The organism is Paractinoplanes rishiriensis (assembly GCF_016862375.1).
Classification (GTDB): Bacteria; Actinomycetota; Actinomycetes; order Mycobacteriales; family Micromonosporaceae; genus Actinoplanes; species Actinoplanes rishiriensis.
On sequence record NZ_BOMV01000080.1, the window covers coordinates 130,735 to 156,331 of the forward strand.

The following is a 25,597-nucleotide window of genomic DNA, read 5'->3' on the forward strand; positions in this document are numbered from 1 at the left end:
CGCGCAGGAGCTCCCCGCCCACCGCGAGGCGCCCGGGTCCGCCCCCGGTTGCGGTCCGCCCGAAGCGGGCCCCCGACGACCCCTCAGACCCAGCTCACACCCGGTCGAGCGGAACGTGCGGCAGCGGCGGCAGCTGCACCGTCACAGCATCCCCCGGCCGAACCACACCACCCCGCAGCACGACCCCCATGATCCCCGCCTTGCGCACCAGCCGTCCCTGCTCGTCCCGGCCCAGCACCTCGTTGAGCAGCCCAGCCCGAAACCCGTTGATCTGCCCACACGGATTCCGCAACCCAGCCACAATCACCGCCGGCCGCAAATCATCCCCTAAATCCCGCCCGACCGCCGCCGCCACAGCCGCCGCCGACACCGCAGTAGCCGCATCCAACGCCGCCGCCGCAGCCACCCCGAGCACGGCCGCCAGAGGCCCGCCAGCCCCCGCCACCCCAGAGTCGCCACCCGCAGCCGCCGCGCCAGACTCGCCGCCCGCAGGCGCCGCCCCAGGCCCGCCGCTGGCGCCCGCCGTCACCGCCCCAGGCCCCCCGCCGGCGCCCGCCGTCACCGCCCCAGGCCCGCCGCCGGCGCCCGCCGTCACCCCTGGCAACGCCCCGAACCGCAGGATCGTCCCCGTGGGCAACCCCAGCAGATCGATCCCACTGGTCGTCACGTTCTCGCCCAGGTCGCCGGCCGCCACCGCGAACCCCTTCGCCCCCACCTCCGCGAAGAGCTCCCGATGAATCAGGTGGACCTGACGCAGGTTGGGCTGCGTCGGATCGGTCCGCACCCGGCCGCGGTGCTTCACGTAGGCGCCGGCGTGCACATCTCCCGCCACCCCGACACCCGCCACCAACCGGATCTCACCGCGCACCGGCTTTGTGAACGCGTATGTGTCGTTACAACTGACCGCCGCGACCGTCCCCTGTTCCGCCGTCATGGGCCGGAGTCTCTCCCGAGCGCCTCCTTGCGCTCGACCCCAAATCCGGCCTCCGAGACCCGCTCATCCGGGACCGCTCATCCGGCACCGCTCATCCGGCACCGCTCATCGGGACCTCACTCCGGCGGCATCAGGAACAGCGCGGACAACTTCGGCAAACGTCGCTGCATCTCCTCCTCGTTGTCGAAATCCCACAGATCGTTGGCGTCGGGGCGGGTCACCGGACGATCCCAGACCGGCAACTCGGACCCCGTGGCCTGCTGATAGGCGTCGTTGGCGATGGACAAGACCTCCTCCGCCTCGAAAACCGCCCCGCTGTCGGCGGCGGACCGCACCGCCGGGACGTCGGCCAGCGAATCCGGCGACCGCACCGATCGCGCCACGGCCTCCCGCCCGTGCGCGATCAGCCAGCCCCGGAAGTTGTCGAAGCCCTCGTCGGAGCAGCCCCCGTTGATCAGGTAGGCCGCGGCCCACAGATCCTGGGTGCCGGACGCGACCATCACCTTGTCGAGGTGGCGGGCCCAGGCGACGATCTCCTCCGGGTCATGGGCGGCCAGGTCGGCGGCGGCACGCTTGGCCACCTCGGCCGGGGACGCTGGCCGGTCGGCGGTGGCACGGCCGATGATGGCCCAGAAGTCGTCGGTTCTCATGGGGAGGATCCTGCCAGTGGGGTACGACAAAATTCGGGACGGCAGGATGGGTCGGGTGCGGCCGATTTCACTTCCCGACGTCGCCTACGGCACTACCGCCGTACGCCCGGATTGGCAAGACCTGCCCAAACGCCTGCAGCGAGCCATCTCCACCCGCCTCGGCGCCCCGGTCACCTTCGCGCGGAGCGCGGGCGGCGGCTTCACCCGCGCCTTCGCCGCGGTGCTTCGCACAGAGTCCGGCCTGGGAGCCTTCGTCAAGGCCGCGGCGCTCAAGGATCCGACGTCTGAGTGGTACGCGAGAGAGGCCGCGATCACCGCGGCGCTGCCCGAGGCGGTCGACGCCGCCCGGCCGCTCTGGACCATGGTCGACGCCGGACACTTCGTGCTGTGCCTGGAACTCGTCGACGGCCACGTCCCGGCCCTGCCCTGGGACCCGGCCGAACTGACCGCCGCCCTGGCCGCCTGGTCGACCGCCGCCGACGCCCTGGCCCGCCCCTCCGGTGACCTGCTGGCGGTGGGCATACCCACGTTGCCGGAAATCTTGCGTTCCGAAATGTCGTGGTGGTCGGAAGTCGCCGCCGGCCGTGAACCGATGCCCCGCACCGCGCAGCGCACCGTCGCCCCGGCACACCTCGCCGATCTGGCCGGCCTCGAACGTGCCCTGCCCCCGCTTGCGGCCGATTCCAGCCTCCTGCACGGCGACCTGCGGATCGACAACGTGCTGATCGGCCGGGACGGCCGCGCCCGGCTCTGCGACTGGACCTGGCCCTGCCTCGGCGCGCCCTGGTTCGACACGGTGACGCTGCTGGTCAGTGCATTCGCGAGCGGCCTGGACGCGGACGCCTACCTGGAACCCTGGGACGCGCCCGCCGAGGGTGTGGACGGAGCCCTCGCGGCGCTGGCCGGATATTGGCTGGTCCGGGCGGACGGCGGCCCGAGCAGCGCCTCCCCGCACAGCCGTCAGCACCAGCGGTTCAGCGGCGAGCAGGCACTGGCCTGGCTGGCGAGCCGGCGGGGCTGGTGACGCCGGGGTGAGGCCGTTTTGGCGGGTCGGAACGGTGCTGGTAGTCTGGTTCATCGCGTGTGGTGACGCGCCGCTGTTTGCTGCTCCGGCAGCCGGTTGCTCCGGTAACCGACCGTGGTGGCCACCGCGCTTGAGACCAGTTTCCGAACCTAGTCAGGACAAGGCTGTCGCGTGGCGAACATCAAGTCCCAGATCAAGCGCAACCGGCAGAACGAGAAGGCCCGGCTGCGCAACAAGTCGGTCAAGTCGTCGCTGAAGACCGTGATTCGCAAGCTCAACGAGGCGAGCGAGGCGGGCAACAGCGAGACGGCGACCGCGCTGCTGCGTGACGCCTCGCGTCAGCTGGACAAGGCTGTCAGCAAGGGCGTCATCCACAAGAACCAGGCGGCCAACCGCAAGTCGGCCATCGCCAAGCGGGTCGCCGCGCTGTCTGCCTGATCCGTCAGGCTTCCGGCGCGGCTGCATGGACGCGGCCGCGCCGCAGGCCCGCTTACCCGCGGGCTAGGTCGCAGAACACAAATTCGGGCATCGCCGGATCACGGCGGTGCCCGAATTCTATTGCGAGTTGATTCCTACTCGTAGCGACGGCTGGCCGACTGGCGAACCCGCTGCTGCTCCGCCTCCAGGCGCTCGGCCCACGGCCGCTGCACCTGGGCGCCGGCACCGCGGTTGAGCACACCCGGAAGGCGGGTCGTGGTCTCGCCGACGATCTCGACCGGCGGCGCCGGCTCGGCGATCGGCGCCATGCGGGGCCGGGGCGGCGGCGGTGCGGGCTGCGTGAGCGCGCCGGCCACCACGTCGTTGAGCTTGACCATGCCGGCCACCGTCGCGGGCAGCACCAGCACGCCCCACCAGCTCACCAACTCGGCCAGGGCGAGCAGGACGCCGAGCGCGATGGTGCCCTCGAGGAAGATGAAGCAGAGGAAGCCGCTGGGCGTGAGGGTCCGCAGCCGCAGCATGCGGGCATAGAGCGGAGGCTGTACGTCGTGCGGCAGGCGGGACCGGCTCATCGGGCGCCACCCGACCGGCGGGCCGCGGCCACCGCGAAGACGGCCTGCTCCAGGGCGTAGCCGCGGTCTTCGGCGCCACCCTTGACGGCCGCATTGCAGTCGGCGGCCGCGCGCATGGCGTCGACCAGGCCCTCCGGCGTCCAGCCCCGGCTGCGTTCCTGTGCCCGCTGGATCTTCCACGCCGGCATGCCAAGCGAGCTGGCCATCTGATACGGGTTGCCGCGTCCGGCCGAGGCGACCCGCGCGATGGTGCGGACCCCGTCGGCGAGGGCATCGGCGATCGGCACCGGGTCGACGCCGACGTGCAGCGCCCAGCGCAGCGCCTCGAGCGCGCCCGGCACGTCACCCACGACCGCCGCGTCGGCCACGTTGAAGCCGCTGACCTCGGCGCGGCCTTTGTAATACCGCGCGACCACGGCCTCACTGATCTTGCCGTCGGTGTCGGCCAGCAGCTGCGAGCAGGCCGCCGCGATCTCCCGAAGGTCGTTGCCCACGGCCGCGAGCAGCGCCGACGCGGCCGTCTCGTCGCAGCGCCCGCCGTGCCGCCGGAACTCGTCGCGGACGAAAGCGATGCGCTCCCGGTCGCCCTTGAGCTTCGCGGCCGGGACCACCGTGGCGCCGGCCGAGCGCATGCCGTCGGCGAGCGCCTTGCCCTTGGCGCCACCGAGGTGCGCCACGATCAGGGTGACCTCGGGATCCGGATTTTTCGCGTACGCCAGCAGGGCCGTGATCAGGTCTTTGCGCGCGTCCTGTCCACTGCGGATCACCAGCACCCGGCGACCGCCGAACAGCGACGGGCTGAGCATCTCGGCCACCTCGCCGGCCGCGAGCGCGCCTCCCTCATACTCCCGGACGTCGGCGCCCGGGTCAGCTGTCCGCGCCGCGTCGACCGCCGCGGCGATCGCACGGGCGGCGAGCAACTCCTCGTCGCCCAGGACGAGGAGCAGCGGTTCGGGGGATGCCGTCGTCACGCCCAACATCGTCGCACGAGGGGCTGACGTTTCCGCGAGCCTCACTCCTTCGCGCAGAACGCCGATCACCGAATGCGAAAGCAGACATATCGGCGGCCTGCCATGTCCCTCTAGCCGTAGAGTCGCTCGATCAGGCTGAATGTCTGCCCGGCCCGCACCGCGCCGCCGAACGGTCATCGACGGCTGTCATCGGCAACTATTCGGACTAACCCGGGCGTGTCGGCAGCTCCGGCCTGAGCAGCGCGCCGACCACGCGTCCACCCGCACGCCCCGGTGCACGAGCCGCTGCCGCGCGCCACCGGATCCATCCAGTACCCGATCTCGGCCGTCCGGTTGCCCTTCAGCCCGAACTCGACCCGGTCCAGCCGAACACCGTCCCCGGTATCCACCACGACGTACTCGCCACGCCGCCCCGCGGTCCAACCCGCGATCGCCATCTCCCGCATGAAGTGCTCGGCGTGTGCCATCTAGTACGCCTGCGGGATCTGGACGAACCGCTGCACCTCGGGGTCATGTGACACCGCGTACACCCAAGGGATGTCGCCCTCGGTGAACGGCCGCAGGGTGATCTCCCCCCGCCGTGATCGTCGCCGGCTCCACCCCGCAATTGTCACGGTGGCTCTCCGCGAACCACCACGGCGAGTCCGGTCCCGGTCGCGACCGCGGCCACATCTCCGGACAAGTCGGTGCGCATAACCCGCGCGCCACCTCGCTCGATCCGTTCGAGCAGCGGCCCGTTGGGGTGCCCGTAGTCGTTGTCCGCCCCGACCGAGACCAGCGCGACCGCCGGATCGGTCGCGTCGACAAAGCCCACGGACTGATAGGCCGATCCGTGGTGAGCAACCTTGAGCACGTCGGCCCGCAGCGCCTCGGCACCCAGCCGGTGCAGCAGATCGTCCTGCTCCTCGGTCTCGGCGTCGCCGGGCAGCAGCACCGTCACCCCGTCCACCCGGGCGCGCAGCACCAGCGAGTTGTTGTTGGGGTCGGAGTTCGTGCCCCGCATCGGCTCGACCGGCCCCAAAACCGTCAATTCCACATCACTGACCTGGTACGCCCAGCCGGCGCCGATCGCATGCAGCGGTGCCGAACCGGCCGCGGCCCGGACCGCAGCCCGCCCACCCGGCGGTTCCGGCCAGTCCGGACCGGCCACGGCGGCCACCGCGCGCCCGCGGAAGACCCCGGCCACGCCACCCACGTGGTCGACGTGGAAGTGGCTGAACAGCAGCAGGGCGACCTGCCGCACACCCAGCCGGCGCAGGCAGTGGTCGACCACGTCCGCCTCCGGCCCGGCGTCGACCACCACGGCCCGCCCCGGTCCGGCCGGCAGCACGATCGCATCACCCTGCCCGACCGCGCACGCGACCACCACCCAGCCGGTCGGCGGCCAACCCGCGGCCAGTAACCGTACCGGCAGCGACCCCAGCATCCCAGCCAGCGCGACCACCGCGACGAGCCGCCGCACGATCGGCCGCCGCGCCGCCACCAGCAGCGCGACCGTGATCACGGCGAGCAGCAACGCCCCCGTCACGCCGCCCGGCCAGGGCAGCGCACCGGCCGGCACCCGGGAACCGGCCGTGGCCACCAGCACGAGCCAGCGGGCCGGCCAGTGCCCCAGCCAGGCCACGAACTCGGCCCCCGCCGGCCACAGCGGCGACAGCACGGCCGCACCAACGCCGAGCAGGGTGGCCGGCGCGATGGCCGGCACCACGACCAGGTTGGCCGGGATCGCGACCAGGCTGATCGCGCCGGACAACCCGGCCACCACGGGCCCGCAGGCGGTCTGGGCCGCGGCCGGGACGGCCAGCGCCTCGGCCGCACCCGGCGGCCAGCCCCGCCGGCGCAATCCGTCCCGCCAGACCGGCGCGAGCAGCAGCAGCCCCAAGGTGGCCAGCACGGACAGCGCGAAGCCCACGTCACCGGCCAGTTCCGGGTCGACGATCACCAGCACGGCCACCCCGGCGGCGAGCGCGGGCAACGCCGCCCGGGGCCGCCCGGATGCCAGACCGAGCAGGGCGATCGCACCCATCGCGGCGGCACGCACGACACTCGGGGACGGCCGCGCCAGGATCACGAACCCGGCCAGCGCCACCAGGCAGACCAGCGCCTGCACCACCGGACCGGCCCGGGCCCGCCGCACCAGGAACAGCACCACGCCCAAGATGATCGCGACGTTAGCTCCGCTCACGGCCACCAAATGCGTCAGACCGGTCGTCCGGAAGTCTGCCTCCAGTCCCGGATCCAGCCGGCTCGTGTCCCCCACCACGAGGCCCGGTAGCAGCCCACCGGCGTCGTCCGGCAGCGGCTCGCAAGCCCGCTGCAGCCCGGCCCGCAGCACCCCGGCGGCCCGCTGGATCCAGGGTGGACGGTCCAGCACCGTCGGCGGATCGCGGACCGAGACCACGGCGGCCCGCAGGTCACCGCCCCGCGGCGGCAACAACCGGCCCCGTGCCGCCACCCGCTGACCGGGCAGCAGCCCGCGCCAGCCGGGGTCGCTGCCGAGCACGAGACCCCGGGCGGAGAGCCGCAGCGCCGGCCCGTCCGGGCCCTGAACCGCGCGGATCTCCACGGGTACCAGGTAGGTCGGTGGCCGGCCCGGCGTCTCGCGCAGGGCTCTCGGGTCGTCCCGGACCACGGCCTCCACGCGTACCGGATCATGGGAGCGCACGAGGGCAACCAGCGGACCCGCCTCACGCACCGCGACCCGCGCCCCCGTCGCGATCGCCCCGCACCCCGCGCCCAGCAGGACCGACAATGCGATCCAGCGGATCGCGGCGGGCGCCCGCAGGCGAACCACGGCAACCACCGCACCCAGTGCCAACGCCGCCGCGCCGAGCAGCAGGCCGGCCCGCGCCGGCAGATAGAGCGCGGCCAGGGACGCGAGCCAGGTCGCCAGCGCGAAGCCGGCCAGCCGCAGATCCGGCGCCTTCACACCGTCACCAGATCTTTCAGCTGCTCGTAGCGGGCGTCGCCGATGCCGCTGACCTTGCGCAGGTCGCTGACCGCGGCGAATCCGCCCTGCGCGTCGCGGGCGTCGAGGATGCGCTGCGCCAGTACCGGGCCGACCCCGGGCAGTGTGTCCAGGTCGGCGAGTGTGGCGGTGTTGAGGTTGACCGGCCCGCCCGGCGGACCACCCGCACCCGGAGCTGCGGCGGGACCGGTGGCGACCACGCCCGGCGGCGGGGTGACGCCAACCATGATCAGCTCGCCGTCGACGACCTTGCGGGCCAGGTTGAGAATCGCCACGTCGACGCCGGGGTTCGCGCCGCCGGCCGCGGTCAGCGCGTCGGCCACCCGGGCGCCCTGCGGCAGGCGTACCAGACCGGGCTTGCGCACCTTGCCACCCACCGCAACCACCAGTTCGGACGGCGCGGAGCTTTGGCCGGCCGCCGCCCCGGTCCGGCGGGCCGGCTCACCGGTCGGCCCACCGGTCGACTCGGTTGTCGTGAACGCGGGCGGCGCCACCGTGTCGACCCGCGGCCGGGCCCGCCAGGCCAGCACCGCGGCGATCACGATCACCACGATCGCGACGGCGGCGAGCGCCTTGACCCCGCGCCGGCCCGGATCGAAGGCACCCAGACCGAACCGCCGCTCCGGCTGCGGTGACGGGCCGCCGAACGCCCCGGCGGTACTGAATTCCGGGGCCTCAGGCTCGGGAGCGGTGGCGAACTGCCAGCTCAGGCTTCGGTTCGCCTCCTCCTCCGGCAGCACCCAGGCGGGCGGCGGCAACGTGCGGGGGGTCGTTGCGGGGGCGCGGAACGGCTCGGGTTCGGCCATCGGTTCTCCGGATTCCTGGTCGGGTGCGCGAAACTCCTGGTCGGGTGCGCGGGATACCTGGTCAGGGGCGCGGGATACCTGGTCAAGGGCGCGGGATACCTGGTCAGGGGCGCGGGGTGGCGAGGCCCATGGCGTGCCGGGGCGATAGCCGCCGGTGTCCTCGGGCGGCAGCGGCGGCAGGGCCACGACGCCGCTGGCCACGACGTGCGCCCCGGCCGCCGCGGCGTCGGGCGGGATGTGGATGCCGTCGTCGTCCGGCGACGGGTCTGGCAGCGGGTCGAGGTCGACGTCGTCCGGCCAGGCCGGGATGATGTCCGACCAGTTCAGCGGGTCGCCGCCGGCGGACAGGCCGGCCAGCCCGTCGGTGTACCGGGACGGCTGCGCAGGGCGCGGAGCTGCGGTGGCCGCCTGATCGCGGACGTAGAGCGGCGTCGCGGCCAGGACCGACCGCAGCCTTGCCGCCACCTCGTCGTCCTCAAGCACGCCCGGCACGTTAGGCAGTTCGCCTGGTGATCGCTTAACGCATTGTGGATAGCGCGAACTGTGGATAACTCCCACGGTCCATCGCGGTGTGCTATCGACAGCGGGTGACAACAAGAATTTCCGCTCCGGCGCTGACCGCCGCGATCGACCGGCTACGGGCCGCGGGCTGCGTTTTCGCCGAGGAGGAGGCGGCGGTGCTGAGCGCTGCCGCACCCGACGAGGCGACGTTAGATCAGCTGGTCGGGCGGCGTGCGCTGGGTGAACCGCTGGAGCAGGTCGTCGGCTACGCCGACTTCGGCGGGGTCCGGGTCCGGCTTCGTCCGGGCGTTTTTGTTCCCCGCGTACGCAGTGAGCTCCTGGTCCGCCTGGCTGCCGAGGCGGCCGGACCGGGGGCCGTGGTGGTGGATCTCTGCTGCGGGTCGGGTGCGCTGGGTTTGGCCGTACGCCGTCAGCGGCCGGACGTCGAGCTGCACGCGGCGGACATCGACCCGGTGGCGGTCGCCTGCGCTCGGGACAATATGGACGGAAACGTCTATCAGGGCGATCTGTTCGACGCGCTGCCGGATCGCCTGCGCGGCCGCATCGCGATCCTGCTGGCCAACGTGCCGTACGTCGCGACCAGGCACATCGCGCTGCTACCGGCCGAGGCGCGCGACCACGAACCGCACACGGCGCTGGACGGCGGTGCGGACGGGCTTGACGTCTTCCGCTCGGTGGTGGGCTGCGCCCGTGACTGGCTGTCTCCCGGCGGCATCGTGCTCTCCGAGATCACCGAGTCGCAGGCCAACCCGGCGATCGCCGCGATGCGCGCCGCCGATCTCGGCGCTGACCTGCACTTCGACGAGGATCTTGAAGCTCGGGTGGTCCGCGGGCGGAAAACTGTCGGCCCCGTGCGATAAGGTCGGCGCCCTCAGGGAGATGAGGACGTCAGGGTGGGCCTGCTGCACAGGGTTCGCCGGGCCCGGTTGGCCGGCATGGTCATCCGGCGGCTACGCCGAGCCGGGTTCGCTGACGCACGTTACGACGCACGCGGTTTCCGTGTTCGCTTCACCGCGCACGGCGACGACACACCGACGATCCTGGAACTCGCCCCGCTGCTGGCGGCACGGGGCGGGCGCCGCCGAGAGCGGGTCAAACGGTTCGTCGCCGGCCTGGCCGCAGCACCACGGCTGCCGCAGACCTGGGCCGAAGCCCGGCCGCTGCTGCGTCCGGTGCTGCGGGGAGGCACACCGGGTGCACCGTTGAGCCGACCGGTCCTGCCGTTCCTGTTCGAGTACGTGGTGATCGACCAGCCGGACACCATGACATATGTGGGCCCCGAGCAACTGGCCCGGTGGGAGGTGACCAACGAGGAGGTTTTCGAAGCGGCCCGGGCCAACCTGTCCGGCGCGGTCCTGCACGGCGTCGCGGCCCAGCCGGTCGTGGTGCGCTTCGTCGACAACGGCGACGCGTACTGGACGTCGCACCTGCTGCTGCCGCACTGGCTGGAACGCCTGACCGACCAGGTGGGCGGCACACCGGTGGCGTTCGCCCCGGAACGCGGCACGCTGCTGGTAACCGCCGACGGCAGCGACCATCTGACCGCCCTTTTCACCCTGGTAGAGGAGATCTATACGAACTCATCCCGCCCGATCACCCCGATGGCCTACACCAGCGACGCCCAGGGCTGCCCCGTGCCCTACCCAGCCCCACCGGGCCACCCGCAGCACCGAGCAGCCCAACGCGCCCAGTGCCTCCTGGCCGTCCACGAATACACCCGCCAGCAGTCCCACCACCCCAGTGACGCGCCTCCACCCACCCGCACAGACCCGCCGCCCGATGAGATGTCCACGCCCGATCAGCCGTCCGCCGAGGCCGCAGTTCACGGGCACGCGACACCAGACGGCGTGCCCGAGGCAGCAGCCGCAGCACCGGCCGCAGCACCAGCCGAAGCACCAGCCGAAGCGTCCGCCGAAGCGTCAGCGAGCGGCGACGCCGCCGTGATGCCCACGACCGGGCCGGCAATGGCGGACCTGCTGCTCGTCGGGTCGGACGATCTGGGCTGGCGCACGCGCGCGGCCTGGCCACGCGACGAGCCGATCCTGCTGCCCACCGCCGACGAGGTGCAGATCGGCTCCGAGGTCCGCTCATGGGCTTCGCTACGGCGCCACCTCACCGCGGCGCCGGACCTGAGCCCGCCCCGCTGGGCGGCAAACCGCTGGCCGCAGCGCTGACCCGGGCGCCGGGCGCCGGGCACCGGGCACCGGGCGCCGGGCGCCGGACGCCGGACGCCGGACGCCGGGCGTGCGGATGGTGTCAGGTTCGGCGGTGGACCACTATCCCGGCCACGCCGGGGCCTACGTGGGCGGCCACGACGGCGCCGATCTCGGTGATGTAGCTGTCGCGGAGACGGTCGCCCAAGCGCATGGCTACCGCGTCGGCCAGGGCGGAGGCTCGGTCGGCCGCTTCGAGGTGGTGCACGGCTATGTCGACGTCGCCTTCGCCGGCTGCCTCCACGGACAGGTCCACGAGTCTGGCCAGGGCTCGGCCGGCCGTCCTGACCTTGTCGCGGACCACGATGGCGCCGTCTACCACGTGCAGGATGGGCTTTACCGACAGGGCGGTGCCCAGCAGGGCCGAGGCGGCGCCTATTCGGCCTCCCCGGCGCAGGAACTCCAGGGTGTCGACGTAGAAGAGGGTGCTCACCCGGGCTGCGTGGGTGACGGCCTCCAGGCGTACCGCCTCCAGGTCTTTGCCGTTGCGCGCCGCGGTGGCCGCAGCCAGCGCGGCGAAGCCCAAGCCCATGCCGGTGGTTTCGCTGTCCACCACGCGGACCTGGTCGCCCACCTCGGCCGCGGCCAGCACCGCTGCCTCGAACGTGCCGGACAGTTTTGCCGACAGGTGGACCGAGACAATGCCATCGGCGCCGCCGTCCAGCAGTCTGCGGAATGCCTCGACGAACTGCGACGGCGCCGGGCGGGACGTGGAGACGGCGGGACGGCGGGCGCTGCGCAGGGCGCGGGCCACCTCGGCGGGCTGGATCTGTTCGCCCTCCAAACCCTCGCTGCCGTTGATCACGACCGTGAGGGGCACGACGGTCAGGTCATACGTGCCGCTCAGTTCGGCGGGCAGGTACGCGGTGGAGTCGGTGACAACCGCGACGGGCATGCGGGCACGTTAACCGATCCGAGGCCGCTCGGCCGCATTGGAGCCGATCACACCGCGAACGTGGCGCCGATCAGCCCGGCGCCACCGAGAAAAAGCCAGCGAGAAAAAGCCAGCGAGGAGAAGCCAGCGAGGAGAAGCCAGCGAGGAGAAGCCGACGTGGAAAGCCGACGTGGAAAGCCGACGTGGAAAGCCGACGAAGGTCAGGCCGCCTTCACCGACGTCACGATGAACGGAGTGCCCTGCTGGCAGGTCGACATCATCCCGGGCTCGGACCGCCCGGTGACCGTCACCCTCGCCCCGACCGGCGCGCTCGCCTTGAGTGCGGGGTCGTCGAAGACCAGCAGGTGCGAGCCCTTGGCATCCTGCACGAGAAGCAGGCAGTTGGGTTCCACGCCCGCGGTGACCGTGCCGGTGATCGTCTCGGCACCGCCCGCCGTGGGGCCGCCGCTCGGCTCGGTCGACGGCTCCAGGGCCGGCGCGGAGGCCGAGGGCAGGTCGGATGCCGTTGGGGCCGGCGCGCCGGCCCCCGAGTCACTGGCGTTGTTGGCGCAGCCGGTGAGGGCTAGCAGAAGCATCAATGCGGCGAAACGACGAGTGACCATGATCCTTGGACGCTACCGGATCGGGCTCGGTTCCACATAACGCCTCAGACCGGCGGCGGCACCGGGCGATCGCTGAACGGTCCGACGTTGTATGCCGCGACCTGCCAACCCCGCTCACGGTCATGGGTCAGCTCCACCCAGTGACAGTTTTGCAGCGCCCGCAACGTGCGCAACTGCTCCAACGGCCACTCCAGCAGATGACCGATCCCCTGCCGGGCCGCGGCGCCGTGGGTCACCGCCACCACGGTGCCGCCGGGTGGTGCCAGGGCGGCCGCCGCCAACAGCCCCTCGGACACCCGGGCCCCGAGTTCGGCGAGGGTTTCCACCTCACCGCCGACCTCCTGGCCGTGGGTCCACCGGTAGTGCTGGTCGGGGTACAGCTCAGCCACCTCGGCCATCGTCAGGCCCTGCCAGTTGCCGAAGTACCGTTCGCGCAGCCGCTTGTCGTATCCCACGGCCAGACCGGTGTGCGCGGCCAGCGCGGCCGCGGTGTCGGCGGCCCGGTGCAGGTCGCTGGAGACGATGGCGTCGGGACGCATCGTGACCAGCAACTCGGCGGCGTCGATGGCCTGCTGGCGGCCGATCGCGTTGAGCGCCACGTCGGTTTGGCCCTGGACGCGATGGGTCGCGTTCCAGTCCGTGTTGCCGTGCCGCCACACGATCAGTCGGCTCACGCCACGCCCGAAGCGTCGGCGTCGACCATGTCGCGGTCGACGAACGGGACCGTGGGACAGTCTTTCCACAGCTTGTCGAGGGCGTAGAACTCGCGCTCCTCGGCATGCTGGATGTGCACCACGATGTCGACGTAGTCGAGCAGCACCCACCGACCCTGACGCTCGCCCTCGCGGCGCACGGGTTTGGCCTTTTCCGGCAGGTTGACCAGGGCTTCCTCGATGGCGTCGACGATCGCGACGACCTGACGCTCGTTGGAGGCGGAGGCGATCACGAAAGCGTCGGTGATGTAGAGCTGCTCGGCGACGTCGATGACGACGATGTCCTGCGCCTTCTTGTCGGCGGCGGCCTGGGCGGCCGTCATCGCCAGTTCAAGAGCGCGTTCCGTAACGGGCAAGAGGGTCCCCTCGTTCGGCTTCGTGGTCTCCCAAGCGTCTCACACTGCTGTGACATTTCCCGAGCCCCGATAGAGGCCGCGCTTGTTGATGTATTGCACAACCCCGTCCGGGACCAGGTACCAGACGGGTTCGCCGTCGGCCACCCGGGCCCGGCAGGCGGACGACGAGATGGCCATGGCCGGCACCTCGACCAGGGTGACCGAGTCGTCCGGGAGATGATCGTCGGACAGTTCGAAACCGGGGCGGGTGACGCCCACAAAGTGCGCGATGGTCAGCATCTCGAGCGCGTCTTTCCAGCTCAGGATGCGGGCGAGCGCGTCCGCGCCGGTGATGAAGAAGAGCGCGGTGTCGGCGCCGAAGATCGCCCGCATGTCGCGCAGCGTGTCGATCGTGTAGGTCGGGCCGTCCCGGTCGATGTCCGCCCGGCTCACGTGGAAGCGCGGATTCGAGGCCGTGGCGATGACCGTCATGAGGTAGCGGTCCTCGGCCGGCGAGACCCGGCCCTTCTCGTACGGCTGACCGGTGGGCACGAAGACCACCTCATCGAGGTTGAACCGGGCCTGCACCTCGCTGGCCGCTACCAGGTGGCCGTGGTGGATCGGGTCAAAGGTACCGCCCATGATCCCGATCCGGCGCATCTGAGGACGATACCGCGGCCGGCCGGGGGATCAATCGTCGAGACGCTTGCGCACGGCGGCCAGGAGGTCGCCGGCCGTGAAGGGCTTCTCCAACAACGCCACCCCAGGATCCAGCGTCCCCTGCGAGTGCAGCACCGGCTGCGCGTACTCCGACATGTAGAGCACCCGAGTATCCGGCCACGCCCCGGTGATCCGATCGGCCAGTTCCTTGCCCGGCATCCCCGGCATCACCACGTCGCTGACCAGCAGGTCGATCGCGCCCTCGTGGCCGGCCGCCAGTGCCAGCGCCTCGGGACCGCACTCCGCCGCGAGCACGTGGTACCCGGCGCCGGACAGGATTCGCCCGGCCACCTCGCGCAGCTCCGCCTCGTCGTCCACCACCAGCAGCGTCTCGCCCTGCCCGGCCGCCGCGGCCGTCGTCGGGTCGGGCGCCGGCAGGTCACCGCCGACCGGCAGCAGCACGGTCACCGTCGTGCCCAGGCCGGGCGACGACGCGATGCTCACCTCGCCGCCGGCCTGCGCCACGATGCCGTACACCGTGGCCAGGCCCAGCCCGCTCCCGCCGCCGGCCTTCGTGGTGAAGAACGGCTCGAAGACCCGCTCCACCACCTCCGGCGCCATGCCCTTGCCCGAGTCGCTCACCCGCAGCCGGACCCGGTCGGCGCCGTGCCGCCCCGTGTCGATGACCAGGTTGCCGCCGGACGGCATGGCGTCCCGCGCGTTGCTCACCAGGTTCGTCAGCAGCTTCTCGATCTGCCCGCGGTCGCAGTTGACGGCGGGCAGGTCCGGGTCCGGCCGGACGATCAGCCGGATGTCCGCACCGGCCGGCGGCAGCCCGGCGACCACCTGGTTGAGGTCGAGGGCCTCCGGCCGCACCGCCTCACGCTGGGCGAACGCGAGCAGCTTGTGGGTCAACTCGGTGCCCCGCTCACCGGCCCGGATCACCTGCTTGGCGTCCGTCGCGATCATCTGCGGGTCGGGCGCCTCGGACTCGGCCTCCTCGATCACGAAGTTCGCGTAGTTCACGATCACGCCGAGCATGTTGTTGAAGTCGTGCGCGATGCCGCCGGCCAATTGTCCGAGGCTTTCCAGCCGGGCCCGTTCGGACAGACCGGTGCGGTCGCGCACCACCGCGATGGTGAACGGCCCGCTCGGGGTGTCGACGACGGACACCGAGGACTCGACCGGGATCTCCGAGCCGTCCGGCCGCCGGATGGCCCGTCGCAGCGCGGGCATCAGATCATCGATGTCGCTGCCCAGCAGTTCGTCCCGGGACCGGCCGCTGAGCCGCTCGGCGCGGTCGTTGACCTGCACGATCCTGCCCTCTGCCAGGACCAGGATCGCTTCCGGGGCGGCCTTGAGCAGACTACCGGCGAGTTCCTCGGACCACTCCACCCCGTCACGGTATCGACTGAAAGCTCAATAAAAGCCTAAAAACGCGCAGTCAGCGCCCGACGCAGATCGTCGTCCGCATCGGTAACCACCCGGCGCAGGATCGGATCCAGATCTTCGCGGGCCAACAGCTCGGCGGCCAGCCGCCGGGTCTCCGGGTCCACCATCACTTCCGGGTAGGCGTAGTCGGCCACCCGTTCGGCGCTCATCCCGCTGCGGATGCGCATCATCCCCGGCATGTCCGCGAAGTAGCGGGCCACGTACGGCGTCAGCACCTCGCACTGCTCCGGCTGCCAGAACCCGGACGCGGTCATCTCGGCCAGCCGGTTGGACAGCGACGCGTCGCCGACGATCGCCTGCCAGGCCGCGGCCTTGGCCTCGGCGTCGGGCAGCGCGGCCCGGCAGCGCGCGGCCCACTGCTCGCCGGTGGCACTGCGGTCCCGCGCGAACTCGGCGTCGATCTCGGCGCGCCCGGCCGAGCCGAGCACCACCATCCGGTACAGGATCAGCCAGCGCAGGTCGTCGTCGACCGCCAGCCCGTCCGGCACGCCCTCGCCGGCCAGCCAGCCACCCAGCCGGGCGGTCTCGACGGTCGCGCCGATCAGCCCGCGGGCCGCGGCCAGCTGCCGGGAGCCGCCCGGTTCGGAGGCCGCCAGCAGCCGGTCGGCGGACTGTGCCACCAGCTCGAGCGCGGCCGGCCGGGTCTCCGGGGTGGCGTAGCGGTCGACCAGGCTCCGGGTGGCCCGCAGCACGTCCTCGACGATCACCACCTCGCTCTCCACCGGCAGCGCGGTCAGCACCAGGGTGACCAGCTCGGCGACCGACCGCTCGCCGTCCACCACGGCGTCCAGCGTCGAGGCCCAGATCACCGCCCGGGCCAGCGAGTCGCCGATCAGCGGCAGCACGGTCGGCACCGCCGCGGTGGAGTCCTCGTCCAGCCGGATTTTCGCGTACGTGAGATCGCCGTCGTTGAGCAGGAGCAGGTCGGCGGCCCGCGCACCGGCCAGTGCCGGCACCACGGTCCGGCCGCTCGCATCCACCTCGGCCTCGACCCGCTCGCGCCGCACCACCGTGCCGTCCGGGGCCCGGTCGAACAGCCCGATGCCGATCCGGTGCGGGCGCAGCGTCGGGTGCTCGTCCGGCGCCGTCTGCACGACCGCGACCTCGGCGTACCTGTCACCGTCCCGGCTCACCTCGGCGCGCAGCGTGTTGACCTGCGGGCGGCGCAGCCACATCTCGGCCCAGGCGCCGAGGTCCCGGCCGCTCGCCTTGGTGAGCGCGCCCAGCAGGTCGGCGAGCGTGGCATTGCCGTACGCGTGCGCCGCGAAGTGCTCGTTGAGCCCGGCCTGGAACGGCTCGTCGCCCACCCAGGCCACCAGCTGCTTGAGGGTGGCCGCGCCCTTCGCGTACGAGATGCCGTCGAAGTTGAGCAGTGCCTCGTCGGAGTCGCCCACCTCGGCCGGCGCCACCGGGTGGGTGGACGGGTGCTGGTCGGCCCGCAGGCCCCACGCCTTGCGCTGCATCGCGAACGTGGTCCAGGTGTCCTTGAACTGGGTGACCTCGGCCGCCACCCGGGTACCCAGGTATTCCGCGAACGACTCGTTCAACCACAGGTCGTCCCACCAGGCCATGGTTACCAGGTCGCCGAACCACATGTGGGCCATCTCGTGCGCGATCACGTTGGCCCGGTGTTCGCGCTGGCTGTCGGTGACCGCGGACCGGTAGATCAGCTCGTCCCGGAAGATCACCAGGCCGGGGTACTCCATGGCGCCGAAGTTGAGCTCGGGCGCGAACGCCTGCTGGTAGTGCCCGAAGGGATAGCGGATGTCGAACATCTGGTGATAGCGGTCGAAGCACTGCTTGGTGATCGTGAAGATCTCTTCGGCCTGCGCGTCCAGGTGCCCGGCCAGCGCGGCCCGGGTGTATATGGCCAGCGGGATGCCGTCGTGCTCATCGGTGCACACGTGGAACGGACCGGCGAACAGCGTGGCCAGGTACGTGGAGATCGGCTTGGTCGGCGCGAACTCCCACTCGCCGTCGTCCTGCCGCACCAGCTCGCCGTTGGTGGCCACCCGCCAGCCGGCCGGCGCGGTCATCCGCAGCCGGAACGAGGCCTTGAGGTCGGGCTGGTCGAACGCGGGCAGTACCCGGCCCGCGTTGTTGATGAACAGGTGCTGGTAGAGGTAGACGTTGCCGTCGCCCGGGTCGGTGTACTTGTGCAGGCCCTCGCCGGTGTTCGAGTACCGCATGGTCGCGGTGACCGCCAGCTCGTTCCGCTCGGCCAGCCCGGTCAGCGTCAGCCGGCCGTCGGCGACCGCACCGGCCGGCACCGGTTCGCCGTTCAGCTTGATCGAGTGGACCTCGACCGGCTCGAATTCGAGAAAGGTGCCGGCGCCCGGCCGGGCATCGAACCGGACCACCGTGCGCGCGCCGAAGGTGTCACCCTCGGCGGTCACGTCGAGATGGATGTCGTACTCGTGGACGTCGACGGTGGTAGCCCGGGCGGTGGCCTCGGAGCGGGTCAGGCGCGGCATGAAGACAATCATGCCCGTCCGACCGGTTCGGCGGGTCGGCGCCTCGCGGTAGCATCGTGATATGCGCACGCCGATCCAGAACTGGTGGTGGCCCTGACGGGCGGCCACCCCGACGCGCATGACCTCATCGCGGCCGCCCCTTCGGGCGGCCGTTCTGCATGACACGACTCTGCATGACACGACGGTTCCCGGCGGGGACGGCTGCCTCCCCGCACGGAAGGAACCGACCATGACCCGCCGTCTCACCGGCTTTCAGCCCACCGGCAAGCTGCACCTCGGCAACCTGCTGGGCGCCATGCGCCCGCTGGTCGCCAGGCAACACACCACCGACACGATCGCCATGATCGCCGACCTGCACGCGCTCACCCTGGAGCATGATCCGGCGACCGTCCGGGCCACCACGCTCGAGGTGGCCACCGTGCTGCTGGCCGCCGGCATCGATCCGCAGCGCACGCCGATCATCGCGAACTCGCAGATTCCCGAGCACGTCGAGCTGCACTACCTGCTGGAATGCACGACCGGCTTCGGCGAGGCGGCCCGCATGATCCAGTTCAAGGAGAAGTCGGCGGGCGGCGGCCCGGTCCGGCTCAGCCTGCTCACCTACCCGGTGCTGATGGCCGCCGACATTCTGGTGTACGACGTGCAGCAGGTGCCGGTGGGCGACGACCAGAATCAGCACCTCGAGCTGTCCCGCACGCTCGCCACCCGGTTCAACGCCCGGTACGGCGAGACGTTCACGGTGCCCGAGGGGGTCCGGCCGGAGTCCTCCGCGCGGATCATGGACCTGGCCGAGCCGACCCGCAAGATGAGCAAGAGCGCCTCGTCGACGGCCGGCCGGATCGGGCTGCTCGACCCGCCCGAGGTGATCCGCCGGACCATCGGCCGGGCGGTCACCGACGCGATCGGCGTGGTTCGCCACGATCCGCAGCATCAGCCAGGAGTGACCAACCTGCTGGGCATCCTGGCCGAGTGCACCGGCCGCGAACCGGGCGAGTTCTCCTCCTACGGCGCGCTGAAACGGGAGGTGACGGACGCGGTGGAGGATCTGCTCGCGCCCATCCGGGCGCGGTACGCCGAGCTTTCCAAGGACCCCGGGCACGTTCGCGAGATCTTGGCGGAGGGCAAGACCCGGGTGCGTCCCCTTGCCCAGGCCACCGTACGACGGGCCCGCGCGGCCATCGGATTACTGGACTAACACCCCGAGGTCCGGGTCGTGCGCGGGGCATCAGCACGGGCGCGACAGTAGGCGGGGCCGCTGTCCGTGGGGTTGCGACGAGCTGGCGACGTCCTATTCGTCGGTGTCGTCCTCATCGTCGGAGTCGGTCACCAGCACCGGCCGCTGCGCGTTCGCGACGCTGCTGATCGTGCCGTCCGGCGCCATGTGCAGCAGTTCGTCGTCGGAGCGCACCCGGCGCGCCTTACGGGCCGCGAGGCGCTGCGCCGCGGTGGCCCGGCCGCTGGCGTCCTCGAGACGGGCGTCGGTGCCGCGCGGGCCGGTCACGTACTCGCCCGCGGTCGGCTGCCAGTCGAACTCGCGCTCGCCGATCCGCACCGGGTCGCCCGGCTGGGCGCCCTTCTTGGCCAGTTCGCTCTCGACGCCGAGCCGCTCCAGCCGGTCGGCGAGGTAGCCCACCGCCTCGTCGTTGTCGAAGTTCGTCTGCTGGATCCAGCGCTCAACCCGGGCGCCCTTGACCACGAACACGCCCTCGGCGTCCTGCTCGACGGTGAAGCCCTGCTCGTCGACCGCGCGCGGGCGCACGATCGCCCGGGTCGGCTCCGGCGCGGGCCGGGCCAGCCGGTGCTCGGCGACCGCGGTGGCCAGCGCGTACGTCAGTTCCTTGAGTCCCTCGCGGGTGACCGCGCTGACCTCGAAGACGGGGTAGCCGCGGGCCTCCAGGTCGGGCCGGACCATCTCGGCCAGGTCGCGGCCGTCCGAGATGTCGATCTTGTTGAGCACCACGAGCCGCGGCCGGTCCTCGAGCCCGCCGTACGCGGCCAGCTCCGCCTCGATCGCGTCCAGGTCGGCCAGCGGGTCCCGCTCGATCTCCGGCGCCGCCGAGTCGAGCACGTGCACCAGCACCGAGGTGCGCTCGATGTGCCGCAGGAACTGCATGCCGAGGCCCTTCCCGGTGGCCGCGCCCGGGATCAGGCCCGGAACGTCGGCGATCGTGTAGGTCTGGTCGCCGGCCTGTACCACGCCCAGGTTGGGCACCAGCGTGGTGAACGGGTAGTCGGCGATCTTCGGCTTGGCCGCGGACAGCACCGAGATCAGCGAAGACTTGCCGGCCGACGGGAAGCCCACCAGGCCCACGTCGGCCACGCTCTTGAGCTCCAGCACCACGTCCAGCTGGTCGCCGGGCTCGCCCAGCTCGGCGAAGCCGGGCACCTTGCGACGGGTGTTGGCCAGCGAGGCGTTGCCGCGGCCGCCGCGGCCGCCGCGGGCCACGTCGAAGCTGGTGCCGGCCCCGATCAGGTCGGCCAGCACCTCGCCGTCCTGGGTGTGCACCACGGTGCCGTCCGGCACCTTGAGCACCAGGTCCTTGCCGTTGGCGCCGTCCCGGTTGGCGCCGGCACCGCCCCCGCCGTTGGCCGCCTTGATGTGCGGGTGGAAGTGGAAGTCGAGAAGCGTGTGCTGCTGCGGGTCGACGACCAGCGTGATGCTGCCGCCGTGCCCGCCGTTGCCCCCGTCGGGACCGCCGAGCGGCTTGAACTTCTCCCGGCGCACCGAGACGCAGCCGTGCCCGCCGTCACCGGCCTGCAGGTGCAACACGACCCGATCGACGAACGTGGTCACTGAAACTCCTCGAAAAAGCAACAGCGGGCCAGGGACCCATCAGGGTCCGTGGCCCGCTGAGAAAGAACGAACTACTCCGCGACCGGCACGATGCTGACGGTCTTACGGCCCCGGCTGTTACCGAACAGCACGTTGCCCTTGGCCAGCGCGAACAGCGTGTCGTCGCCGCCGCGGCCGACCAGGTCGCCCGGGTGGAACTTGGTGCCGCGCTGCCGGATCAGGATCTCGCCGGCGTTCACCAGCTGGCCACCGAACCGCTTGACGCCGAGCCGCTGCGCGGCGGAGTCACGGCCGTTGCGCGAGCTGGACGCACCCTTTTTGTGAGCCATGGCTGATCCGCCCCTTACTTCCCGCTCTTAATGCCGGTCACCTTGACGCGGGTCAGCGGCTGACGGTGCCCCTGGCGCTTGTGGTAGCCGGTCTTGTTCTTGAACTTGTGGATCCGGATCTTCGGACCCTTGGTGTGCTCGGCGATCTCGCCGGACACCGTCACCTTGGCAAGCTTGGCCGCGTCGGTCACCAGGTTGTCACCGTCGACGAGGAGGACTGCGGCGAGCGTCAGCGCATCGCCGGGCACACCCGCGAGCTTCTCGACCTCGATCACGTCGCCCTCGGCAACCTTGTACTGCTTGCCGCCGGTCTTGACGATCGCGTACATGGACGCGGACTCCCTGAGACTTGCGCAGCGTGGACCGCTGCTTGGCGGATGATGCTTGTAACCCCGCCATGACTCCGCGGGAAGCACGGCGCCGAAAAAGCGCCGTCGACAAGCGTACGTCATGGGTCCGGTCGATCCCAAACCGGGGCCTCAGGCCTTCCCGCAGGCCTTGTCGAGGGTAGCCGTGAGCTCCGACATCTTGTCCGCATTGAGCTTGGTGACGTCGCCCTTGAGCGCCTGCACCTGCTTGCTCATCTGGGTCAACGCGGTCTTGAGCGCCCTGTCGCCGGCCAGTTCGGCCATCCCGGACAGCGCCGAGGAATAGCTGGACACGTCCCGGTCGATCTTCTGCTGGGCCTGCGCCTTGGCGGCCGGTCCCTGGCTCGCGGCGTCGATCTGGAGCTTGAGGTCGGCGATGAAGGTCTCGCCGAACGTGGCGCTGGTGCGCGCCGCCTGGTCGCAGATGGCCTTGGTGTTGCCGGACAGCGCCTTGTCACCGGCCGCGGCCACCGACGGGTCCACCGGCGGGGGTGCCACGGCCGAACCGCCGGCGGGCGCGCCGACCGACGGATTGGTGACCGGTGCGGGCCCGGTCGTGGTGGTCCCGCCGGCGCCGTCACCGGAGCAACCGGCCAGGGCGAGGACGGGAAGGGCTAGCGCGGCGGCGAGGGGGCGTCGCATCGGAACTCAATCTCCTCGGGGGATGGTGATCGATCCCCGCGAGGGTAGCCGACGCTGACCGCCGGAAGCGGCTTGGCAGTTAACTTTCTTTACCAAACCGCTCCCGTCGCGTCATCCGAGCTAGGGACGGGTGCGCCGCCGGGCACCGCCGCGCCGCGACCGTCGACGGCCGCCCGCGCCGGCGCCGACCGGCTCATCGTCCTCGTCCTCGTCGTCATCGTCGGCCGCATCCGGGTCGTCCGCCCCGGTGAGCCGCAGCGGCTCGACCTCCGGCTCGGCCGACTCGTAGCGGGACAGGTCGTAGCCGCTGATGTCGTAGTCGTCGTCCGAGTCGGCCGCGGCGACCGGTGCCGGGGCCCGGCCCACGATGCCCGACGCCGGGTGCTGAGGCGGCAGCTCGGCGGCGATCGCCATCGGGCTTTCCACCTCGGTTGCCACTGCCTCGGTGACCGGCGCGGCGGCTGCCGGCTCGGCCAGCAGCTCGACCGGCTCGGGCGCGGGCTCGGCACCGCCGCGACGCCGGCGTGACCGGGTCGACTGCTGCTGTTGCGGCGGCGCCTCGATCCGTGCCGCTGCGGCGACGGCCTTGACCTGGGCCGCACCGCCGCCGTTGGACCGCTTCTCCGGCACCGGCTCGGTGTGTACCACCAGGCCGCGGCCCTTGCAGTGGTCGCAGGTCTCGCTGAACGCCTCGAGCAGGCCCGAGCCGATCCGCTTCCGGGTCATCTGCACGAGGCCGAGCGAGGTGATCTCGGTGACCTGGTGCTTGGTCCGGTCGCGGCCCAGACACTCGGTGAGCCGCCGCAGCACCAGCTCGCGGTTGCTCTCCAGCACCATGTCGATGAAGTCGATCACGACGATGCCGCCGAGGTCGCGCAGCCGTAGCTGGCGGACGATCTCCTCGGCCGCCTCCAGGTTGTTGCGGGTGACCGTCTCCTCGAGGTTGCCGCCGGCGCCGGTGTACTTGCCGGTGTTGACGTCCACCACGGTCATCGCCTCGGTGCGGTCGATCACCAGGTGGCCGCCGGACGGCAGGAACACCTTGCGGTCCAGCCCCTTGAGGATCTGCTCGTCGATCCGCTTGTCGGCGAAGACGTCGGCCGCGCCGGTGTACCGGTGCAGGCGCTCGACCAGGTCCGGCGAGACCGAGTTCAGGTAGTTCTCGACCTCGGCGTACGCCTGATCGCCCTGCACCACGAGCTCGCGGAAGTCCTCGTTGAAGAGGTCCCGCACCACCCGGATGACCAGGTCGGGCTCCTCGGAGAGGGCGACCGGCGCGTGGCCTTCGGCGGCCTTGCGCTGGATCTCCTCCCACTGCGCCTGCAGCCGCTTGACGTCGCGGGCCAGTTCGTCCTCGCTGGCGCCCTCGGCCGCGGTCCGCACAATCACCCCGGCGCCGTCCGGCACCAGCTTCTTGAGCACGTCGCGCAGCCGCTTGCGCTCGGTGTCCGGCAGCTTGCGGCTGATACCGGACGCGTTGCCGTTCGGCACATAGACCAGGTGCCGGCCGGAGAGCGCGATGTGGCTCGACAGCCGGGCGCCCTTGTGCCCGATCGGGTCCTTGGTGACCTGCACCAGCACCGAGTCGCCGGACTTGAGCGCCTGCTCGATCGAGCGGGCGCGGCCCTCCAGGCCGGTGGCGTCCCAGTTGACCTCGCCGGCGTACAGCACCGCGTTGCGGCCCCGGCCGACGTCCACGAACGCCGCCTCCATGCTGGGCAGCACGTTCTGCACCTTGCCGAGGTACACGTTGCCGACCATGGTGCCGGAGGTGGCCCGGGCGACGTAGTGCTCGACCAGGATGCCGTCCTCGAGCACGGCGATCTGGGTGCGGTCCGGCTTCTGCCGGACGACCATGACCCGGTCGACCGCCTCGCGGCGGGCTAGGAACTCCGACTCGCTCAGGATCGGCGGACGGGTGCGGCGCTGCTCACGCCCGTCCCGGCGGCGCTGGCGCTTGGCCTCGAGCCGGGTCGAGCCGGAGACGCCCTGCACCTCGTCGCTGCGGCGGGGCTCGCGCACCCGCACCACGGTGTGCACGCCGTCCTCGATGCCGCCGGTCTCGGCGTCGCCGCCGGAGCCCTTGCGGCGCCGGCGACGCCGGCGGCGGGTCACGCCGTCGTCCTCGCCGTCGTCGGCGGCCTCATCCTCGGCGGCGGTCTCGTCCTCGGCGGAGGACTCGGCCTCGTCCTCGACGGAGTCGTCGCCGTCCTCCAAGGGGCCCTTGCCGCGGCCCCGGCCGCGACGGCCCCGGCGGCGGCGACGCCGGCCGGCGCTGAGCTCGTCCTCGTCCTCGATGCCGTCCTCGACGTCGTCGGCAGTCTCGTCCACCTCGTCGACGACGGTCTCGGCGGCCTCGACCGGCTCGGCCGGCTCCTCGGCGGCGGCACCGCGACGGCGGCGCCGGCTGCGGCGGACGCCCTCGGCCGGCTCCTCGGCCACGGCGGCCGGCTCAGCAACCGGCTCCTCGGCGACCGCGGCGGCAGGCTCCTCGGCCACGGCGGCCGCGGCGGCCCGGCGGGAACGGCGCACCGCGGGCGCCGGCGCCGCCTCGGTGGCTTCCGGCGGCATGAAGAGTACGGCGGGAGGCAGGGCGGCCTTGCGGGCCCGCGGCCCCGGCTCCTCCTCCACGAAGTCGTCGTCCAGCGGCAGGACGCCGATGATCGGGACGGCGAGCGGTGCCGTCGCCTCGGCGGCGGCCTCCTCGTCCTCCTCGTCCTCGACGGCGACCGGCTCCTCGACCACCGGAGCGGGCTCCGCCACCGGGGCCGGCGCAGCCTTCTTGCGCCGGGCGCGGGTGGCCTTCACCGGCGCCGCCGGCTCCTCGGAGGTTTCGGCGTCGGCGGACGGCTCGGCGGCCACCGCCTTGCGACGGGTGCGTTTGACCGGTTTTACGACGGTCTCGGCCTCCGTCACCGCATCCTGTGCGGCGCCGGCCTCGATGGCCGTGCCAGGCTCGGCTCCGGCTCCGGCTCCGGCTCCGGCGCCGTCGTCGGCTGCGGGGGCCGCGGCTTTCTTGCGAGTAGTCCGGGTACGGCGGGCAGGGGTGCTGGTAGTTGTATCGGCGGCGGTTTCGGCGGGCGGTGTAACCGCTCCGTCGAGTTCACCGCCCTGTGGCTCGTTATCGAGCATGGGCGCTCTCCAGTTCTGGCCACCCCGGGCGCGTGTGAGCGCTGCCACGCAGGGTCGCCGCAAGTTTTTCGGGTCCGGCCGGGTAAGCGGACGGGCTGCCGAA

Annotated in this window: 25 protein-coding genes; 5 read left to right on the plus strand and 20 right to left on the minus strand. The window is 71.9% G+C overall.

Annotated features, from left to right (window positions below):
* Positions 1–94: 94 nt before the first annotated feature.
* Positions 95–934, minus strand: coding sequence for an MOSC domain-containing protein (locus Ari01nite_RS38255; protein ID WP_203787768.1), 840 nt, complete (start codon positions 932–934; stop codon positions 95–97).
* 116 nt (positions 935–1,050) lie between these two features.
* Positions 1,051–1,584: a DUF4240 domain-containing protein gene (locus tag Ari01nite_RS38260; protein WP_203787771.1), complete on the minus strand. Its 534-nt coding sequence runs from the start codon at positions 1,582–1,584 to the stop codon at positions 1,051–1,053.
* A gap of 46 nt (positions 1,585–1,630) precedes the next feature.
* On the opposite strand from Ari01nite_RS38260, the gene Ari01nite_RS38265 reads away from it, so the two are divergent.
* Positions 1,631–2,608: a phosphotransferase gene (locus Ari01nite_RS38265; protein WP_203787774.1), complete on the plus strand. Its 978-nt coding sequence runs from the start codon at positions 1,631–1,633 to the stop codon at positions 2,606–2,608.
* A 171-nt stretch (positions 2,609–2,779) separates the two neighbouring features.
* Positions 2,780–3,046: a 30S ribosomal protein S20 gene (gene rpsT / locus Ari01nite_RS38270; protein WP_203787777.1), complete on the plus strand. Its 267-nt coding sequence runs from the start codon at positions 2,780–2,782 to the stop codon at positions 3,044–3,046.
* Between the two features lie 134 nt (positions 3,047–3,180).
* Here rpsT and Ari01nite_RS50390 read toward each other — a convergent pair whose 3' ends face one another.
* The 6 genes from Ari01nite_RS50390 to Ari01nite_RS38300 all read right to left on the minus strand — a co-directional run bounded on the left by Ari01nite_RS50390 (position 3,181) and on the right by Ari01nite_RS38300 (position 8,363).
* Positions 3,181–3,618, minus strand: a complete 438-nt coding sequence (locus Ari01nite_RS50390) for a hypothetical protein (protein WP_239163369.1) — start codon at positions 3,616–3,618, stop codon at positions 3,181–3,183.
* The gene (gene holA, locus Ari01nite_RS38280; RefSeq protein ID WP_203787780.1) at positions 3,615–4,598 is read right to left on the minus strand and encodes a DNA polymerase III subunit delta; all 984 of its coding nucleotides are present in this window, start codon (positions 4,596–4,598) and stop codon (positions 3,615–3,617) included. Before holA ends, Ari01nite_RS50390 begins: the two co-directional genes overlap by 4 nt.
* A gap of 164 nt (positions 4,599–4,762) precedes the next feature.
* Positions 4,763–5,056: a GNAT family N-acetyltransferase gene (locus tag Ari01nite_RS38285; protein WP_203787783.1), complete on the minus strand. Its 294-nt coding sequence runs from the start codon at positions 5,054–5,056 to the stop codon at positions 4,763–4,765.
* On the minus strand, positions 5,057–5,203 hold the full coding sequence (locus tag Ari01nite_RS38290; protein ID WP_203787786.1) for a hypothetical protein: 147 nt from the start codon (positions 5,201–5,203) through the stop codon (positions 5,057–5,059).
* Positions 5,200–7,518: a ComEC/Rec2 family competence protein gene (locus Ari01nite_RS38295; RefSeq protein WP_203787790.1), complete on the minus strand. Its 2,319-nt coding sequence runs from the start codon at positions 7,516–7,518 to the stop codon at positions 5,200–5,202. Before Ari01nite_RS38295 ends, Ari01nite_RS38290 begins: the two co-directional genes overlap by 4 nt.
* Positions 7,515–8,363: a ComEA family DNA-binding protein gene (locus Ari01nite_RS38300; RefSeq protein WP_438872271.1), complete on the minus strand. Its 849-nt coding sequence runs from the start codon at positions 8,361–8,363 to the stop codon at positions 7,515–7,517. The genes Ari01nite_RS38295 and Ari01nite_RS38300 overlap by 4 nt, the downstream gene beginning before the upstream one ends.
* 587 nt (positions 8,364–8,950) lie before the next feature.
* Here Ari01nite_RS38300 and Ari01nite_RS38305 point away from each other — a divergent pair.
* Together Ari01nite_RS38305 and Ari01nite_RS38310 are read left to right on the plus strand one after the other, a co-directional pair.
* Positions 8,951–9,745, plus strand: a complete 795-nt coding sequence (locus Ari01nite_RS38305; protein WP_239163370.1) for a putative protein N(5)-glutamine methyltransferase — start codon at positions 8,951–8,953, stop codon at positions 9,743–9,745.
* A gap of 33 nt (positions 9,746–9,778) precedes the next feature.
* Positions 9,779–11,059, plus strand: coding sequence for a DUF1444 domain-containing protein (locus Ari01nite_RS38310; protein ID WP_203787793.1), 1,281 nt, complete (start codon positions 9,779–9,781; stop codon positions 11,057–11,059).
* An 82-nt stretch (positions 11,060–11,141) separates the two neighbouring features.
* Here Ari01nite_RS38310 and Ari01nite_RS38315 read toward each other — a convergent pair whose 3' ends face one another.
* The 7 genes from Ari01nite_RS38315 to pepN form a co-directional block, all read right to left on the minus strand.
* Positions 11,142–11,993: a DegV family protein gene (locus Ari01nite_RS38315; RefSeq protein ID WP_203787796.1), complete on the minus strand. Its 852-nt coding sequence runs from the start codon at positions 11,991–11,993 to the stop codon at positions 11,142–11,144.
* A 200-nt stretch (positions 11,994–12,193) separates the two neighbouring features.
* Positions 12,194–12,595, minus strand: a complete 402-nt coding sequence (locus Ari01nite_RS38320) for a hypothetical protein (RefSeq protein ID WP_203787799.1) — start codon at positions 12,593–12,595, stop codon at positions 12,194–12,196.
* 44 nt (positions 12,596–12,639) lie between these two features.
* Complete coding sequence (locus Ari01nite_RS38325) at positions 12,640–13,269, minus strand: histidine phosphatase family protein (protein WP_203787802.1); 630 nt, start codon at positions 13,267–13,269, stop codon at positions 12,640–12,642.
* Positions 13,266–13,664, minus strand: a complete 399-nt coding sequence (gene rsfS / locus Ari01nite_RS38330; RefSeq protein ID WP_203787805.1) for a ribosome silencing factor — start codon at positions 13,662–13,664, stop codon at positions 13,266–13,268. The genes Ari01nite_RS38325 and rsfS overlap by 4 nt, the downstream gene beginning before the upstream one ends.
* 39 nt (positions 13,665–13,703) lie before the next feature.
* Positions 13,704–14,303 carry a nicotinate-nucleotide adenylyltransferase gene (gene nadD, locus Ari01nite_RS38335; RefSeq protein WP_203787808.1) on the minus strand — a complete coding sequence of 200 codons (600 nt, stop codon included), beginning with the start codon at positions 14,301–14,303 and terminating at the stop codon, positions 13,704–13,706.
* Positions 14,304–14,333: 30 nt separating this feature from the next.
* Positions 14,334–15,698, minus strand: a complete 1,365-nt coding sequence (locus Ari01nite_RS38340; protein ID WP_203787811.1) for a hybrid sensor histidine kinase/response regulator — start codon at positions 15,696–15,698, stop codon at positions 14,334–14,336.
* A 35-nt stretch (positions 15,699–15,733) separates the two neighbouring features.
* A complete protein-coding gene (gene pepN / locus Ari01nite_RS38345; protein WP_203787814.1) occupies positions 15,734–18,229 on the minus strand; it encodes an aminopeptidase N in 2,496 nt (831 codons plus the stop codon).
* A 229-nt stretch (positions 18,230–18,458) separates the two neighbouring features.
* Between pepN and trpS the strand changes: the two genes are divergently transcribed.
* The gene (gene trpS, locus Ari01nite_RS38350; RefSeq protein ID WP_203787817.1) at positions 18,459–19,424 is read left to right on the plus strand and encodes a tryptophan--tRNA ligase; all 966 of its coding nucleotides are present in this window, start codon (positions 18,459–18,461) and stop codon (positions 19,422–19,424) included.
* Between the two features lie 93 nt (positions 19,425–19,517).
* Here the strand turns inward: trpS and obgE are convergent, their stop codons facing one another.
* The 5 genes from obgE to Ari01nite_RS38375 form a co-directional block, all read right to left on the minus strand.
* Complete coding sequence (obgE, locus tag Ari01nite_RS38355; protein WP_203787820.1) at positions 19,518–21,023, minus strand: GTPase ObgE; 1,506 nt, start codon at positions 21,021–21,023, stop codon at positions 19,518–19,520.
* A gap of 71 nt (positions 21,024–21,094) precedes the next feature.
* Positions 21,095–21,352: a 50S ribosomal protein L27 gene (rpmA, locus tag Ari01nite_RS38360; RefSeq protein WP_203787823.1), complete on the minus strand. Its 258-nt coding sequence runs from the start codon at positions 21,350–21,352 to the stop codon at positions 21,095–21,097.
* A 14-nt stretch (positions 21,353–21,366) separates the two neighbouring features.
* Positions 21,367–21,681, minus strand: a complete 315-nt coding sequence (gene rplU, locus Ari01nite_RS38365; RefSeq protein WP_203787826.1) for a 50S ribosomal protein L21 — start codon at positions 21,679–21,681, stop codon at positions 21,367–21,369.
* A gap of 150 nt (positions 21,682–21,831) precedes the next feature.
* The gene (locus tag Ari01nite_RS38370; protein ID WP_203787829.1) at positions 21,832–22,362 is read right to left on the minus strand and encodes a hypothetical protein; all 531 of its coding nucleotides are present in this window, start codon (positions 22,360–22,362) and stop codon (positions 21,832–21,834) included.
* Between the two features lie 120 nt (positions 22,363–22,482).
* Complete coding sequence (locus Ari01nite_RS38375) at positions 22,483–25,494, minus strand: Rne/Rng family ribonuclease (RefSeq protein ID WP_203787832.1); 3,012 nt, start codon at positions 25,492–25,494, stop codon at positions 22,483–22,485.
* Positions 25,495–25,597 lie beyond the last annotated feature (103 nt).

Bases quoted from the DNA above. Each gene is read 5' to 3' on its own strand.
- Ari01nite_RS38255 (WP_203787768.1), bottom strand. From the start codon at position 934: ATGACGGCGGAACAGGGGACGGTCGCGGCGGTCAGTTGTAACGACACA.
- Ari01nite_RS38260 (WP_203787771.1), bottom strand. From the start codon at position 1,584: ATGAGAACCGACGACTTCTGGGCCATCATCGGCCGTGCCACCGCCGAC.
- Ari01nite_RS38265 (WP_203787774.1), top strand. From the start codon at position 1,631: ATGGGTCGGGTGCGGCCGATTTCACTTCCCGACGTCGCCTACGGCACT.
- Ari01nite_RS50390 (WP_239163369.1), bottom strand. From the start codon at position 3,618: ATGAGCCGGTCCCGCCTGCCGCACGACGTACAGCCTCCGCTCTATGCC.
- holA (WP_203787780.1), bottom strand. From the start codon at position 4,598: ATGTTGGGCGTGACGACGGCATCCCCCGAACCGCTGCTCCTCGTCCTG.
- Ari01nite_RS38285 (WP_203787783.1), bottom strand. From the start codon at position 5,056: ATGGCACACGCCGAGCACTTCATGCGGGAGATGGCGATCGCGGGTTGG.
- Ari01nite_RS38300 (WP_438872271.1), bottom strand. From the start codon at position 8,363: ATGGCCGAACCCGAGCCGTTCCGCGCCCCCGCAACGACCCCCCGCACG.
- Ari01nite_RS38315 (WP_203787796.1), bottom strand. From the start codon at position 11,993: ATGCCCGTCGCGGTTGTCACCGACTCCACCGCGTACCTGCCCGCCGAA.
- Ari01nite_RS38320 (WP_203787799.1), bottom strand. From the start codon at position 12,595: ATGGTCACTCGTCGTTTCGCCGCATTGATGCTTCTGCTAGCCCTCACC.
- nadD (WP_203787808.1), bottom strand. From the start codon at position 14,303: ATGCGCCGGATCGGGATCATGGGCGGTACCTTTGACCCGATCCACCAC.
- pepN (WP_203787814.1), bottom strand. From the start codon at position 18,229: ATGCCGCGCCTGACCCGCTCCGAGGCCACCGCCCGGGCTACCACCGTC.
- trpS (WP_203787817.1), top strand. From the start codon at position 18,459: ATGACCCGCCGTCTCACCGGCTTTCAGCCCACCGGCAAGCTGCACCTC.
- rpmA (WP_203787823.1), bottom strand. From the start codon at position 21,352: ATGGCTCACAAAAAGGGTGCGTCCAGCTCGCGCAACGGCCGTGACTCC.
- rplU (WP_203787826.1), bottom strand. From the start codon at position 21,681: ATGTACGCGATCGTCAAGACCGGCGGCAAGCAGTACAAGGTTGCCGAG.
- Ari01nite_RS38370 (WP_203787829.1), bottom strand. From the start codon at position 22,362: ATGCGACGCCCCCTCGCCGCCGCGCTAGCCCTTCCCGTCCTCGCCCTG.
- Ari01nite_RS38375 (WP_203787832.1), bottom strand. From the start codon at position 25,494: ATGCTCGATAACGAGCCACAGGGCGGTGAACTCGACGGAGCGGTTACA.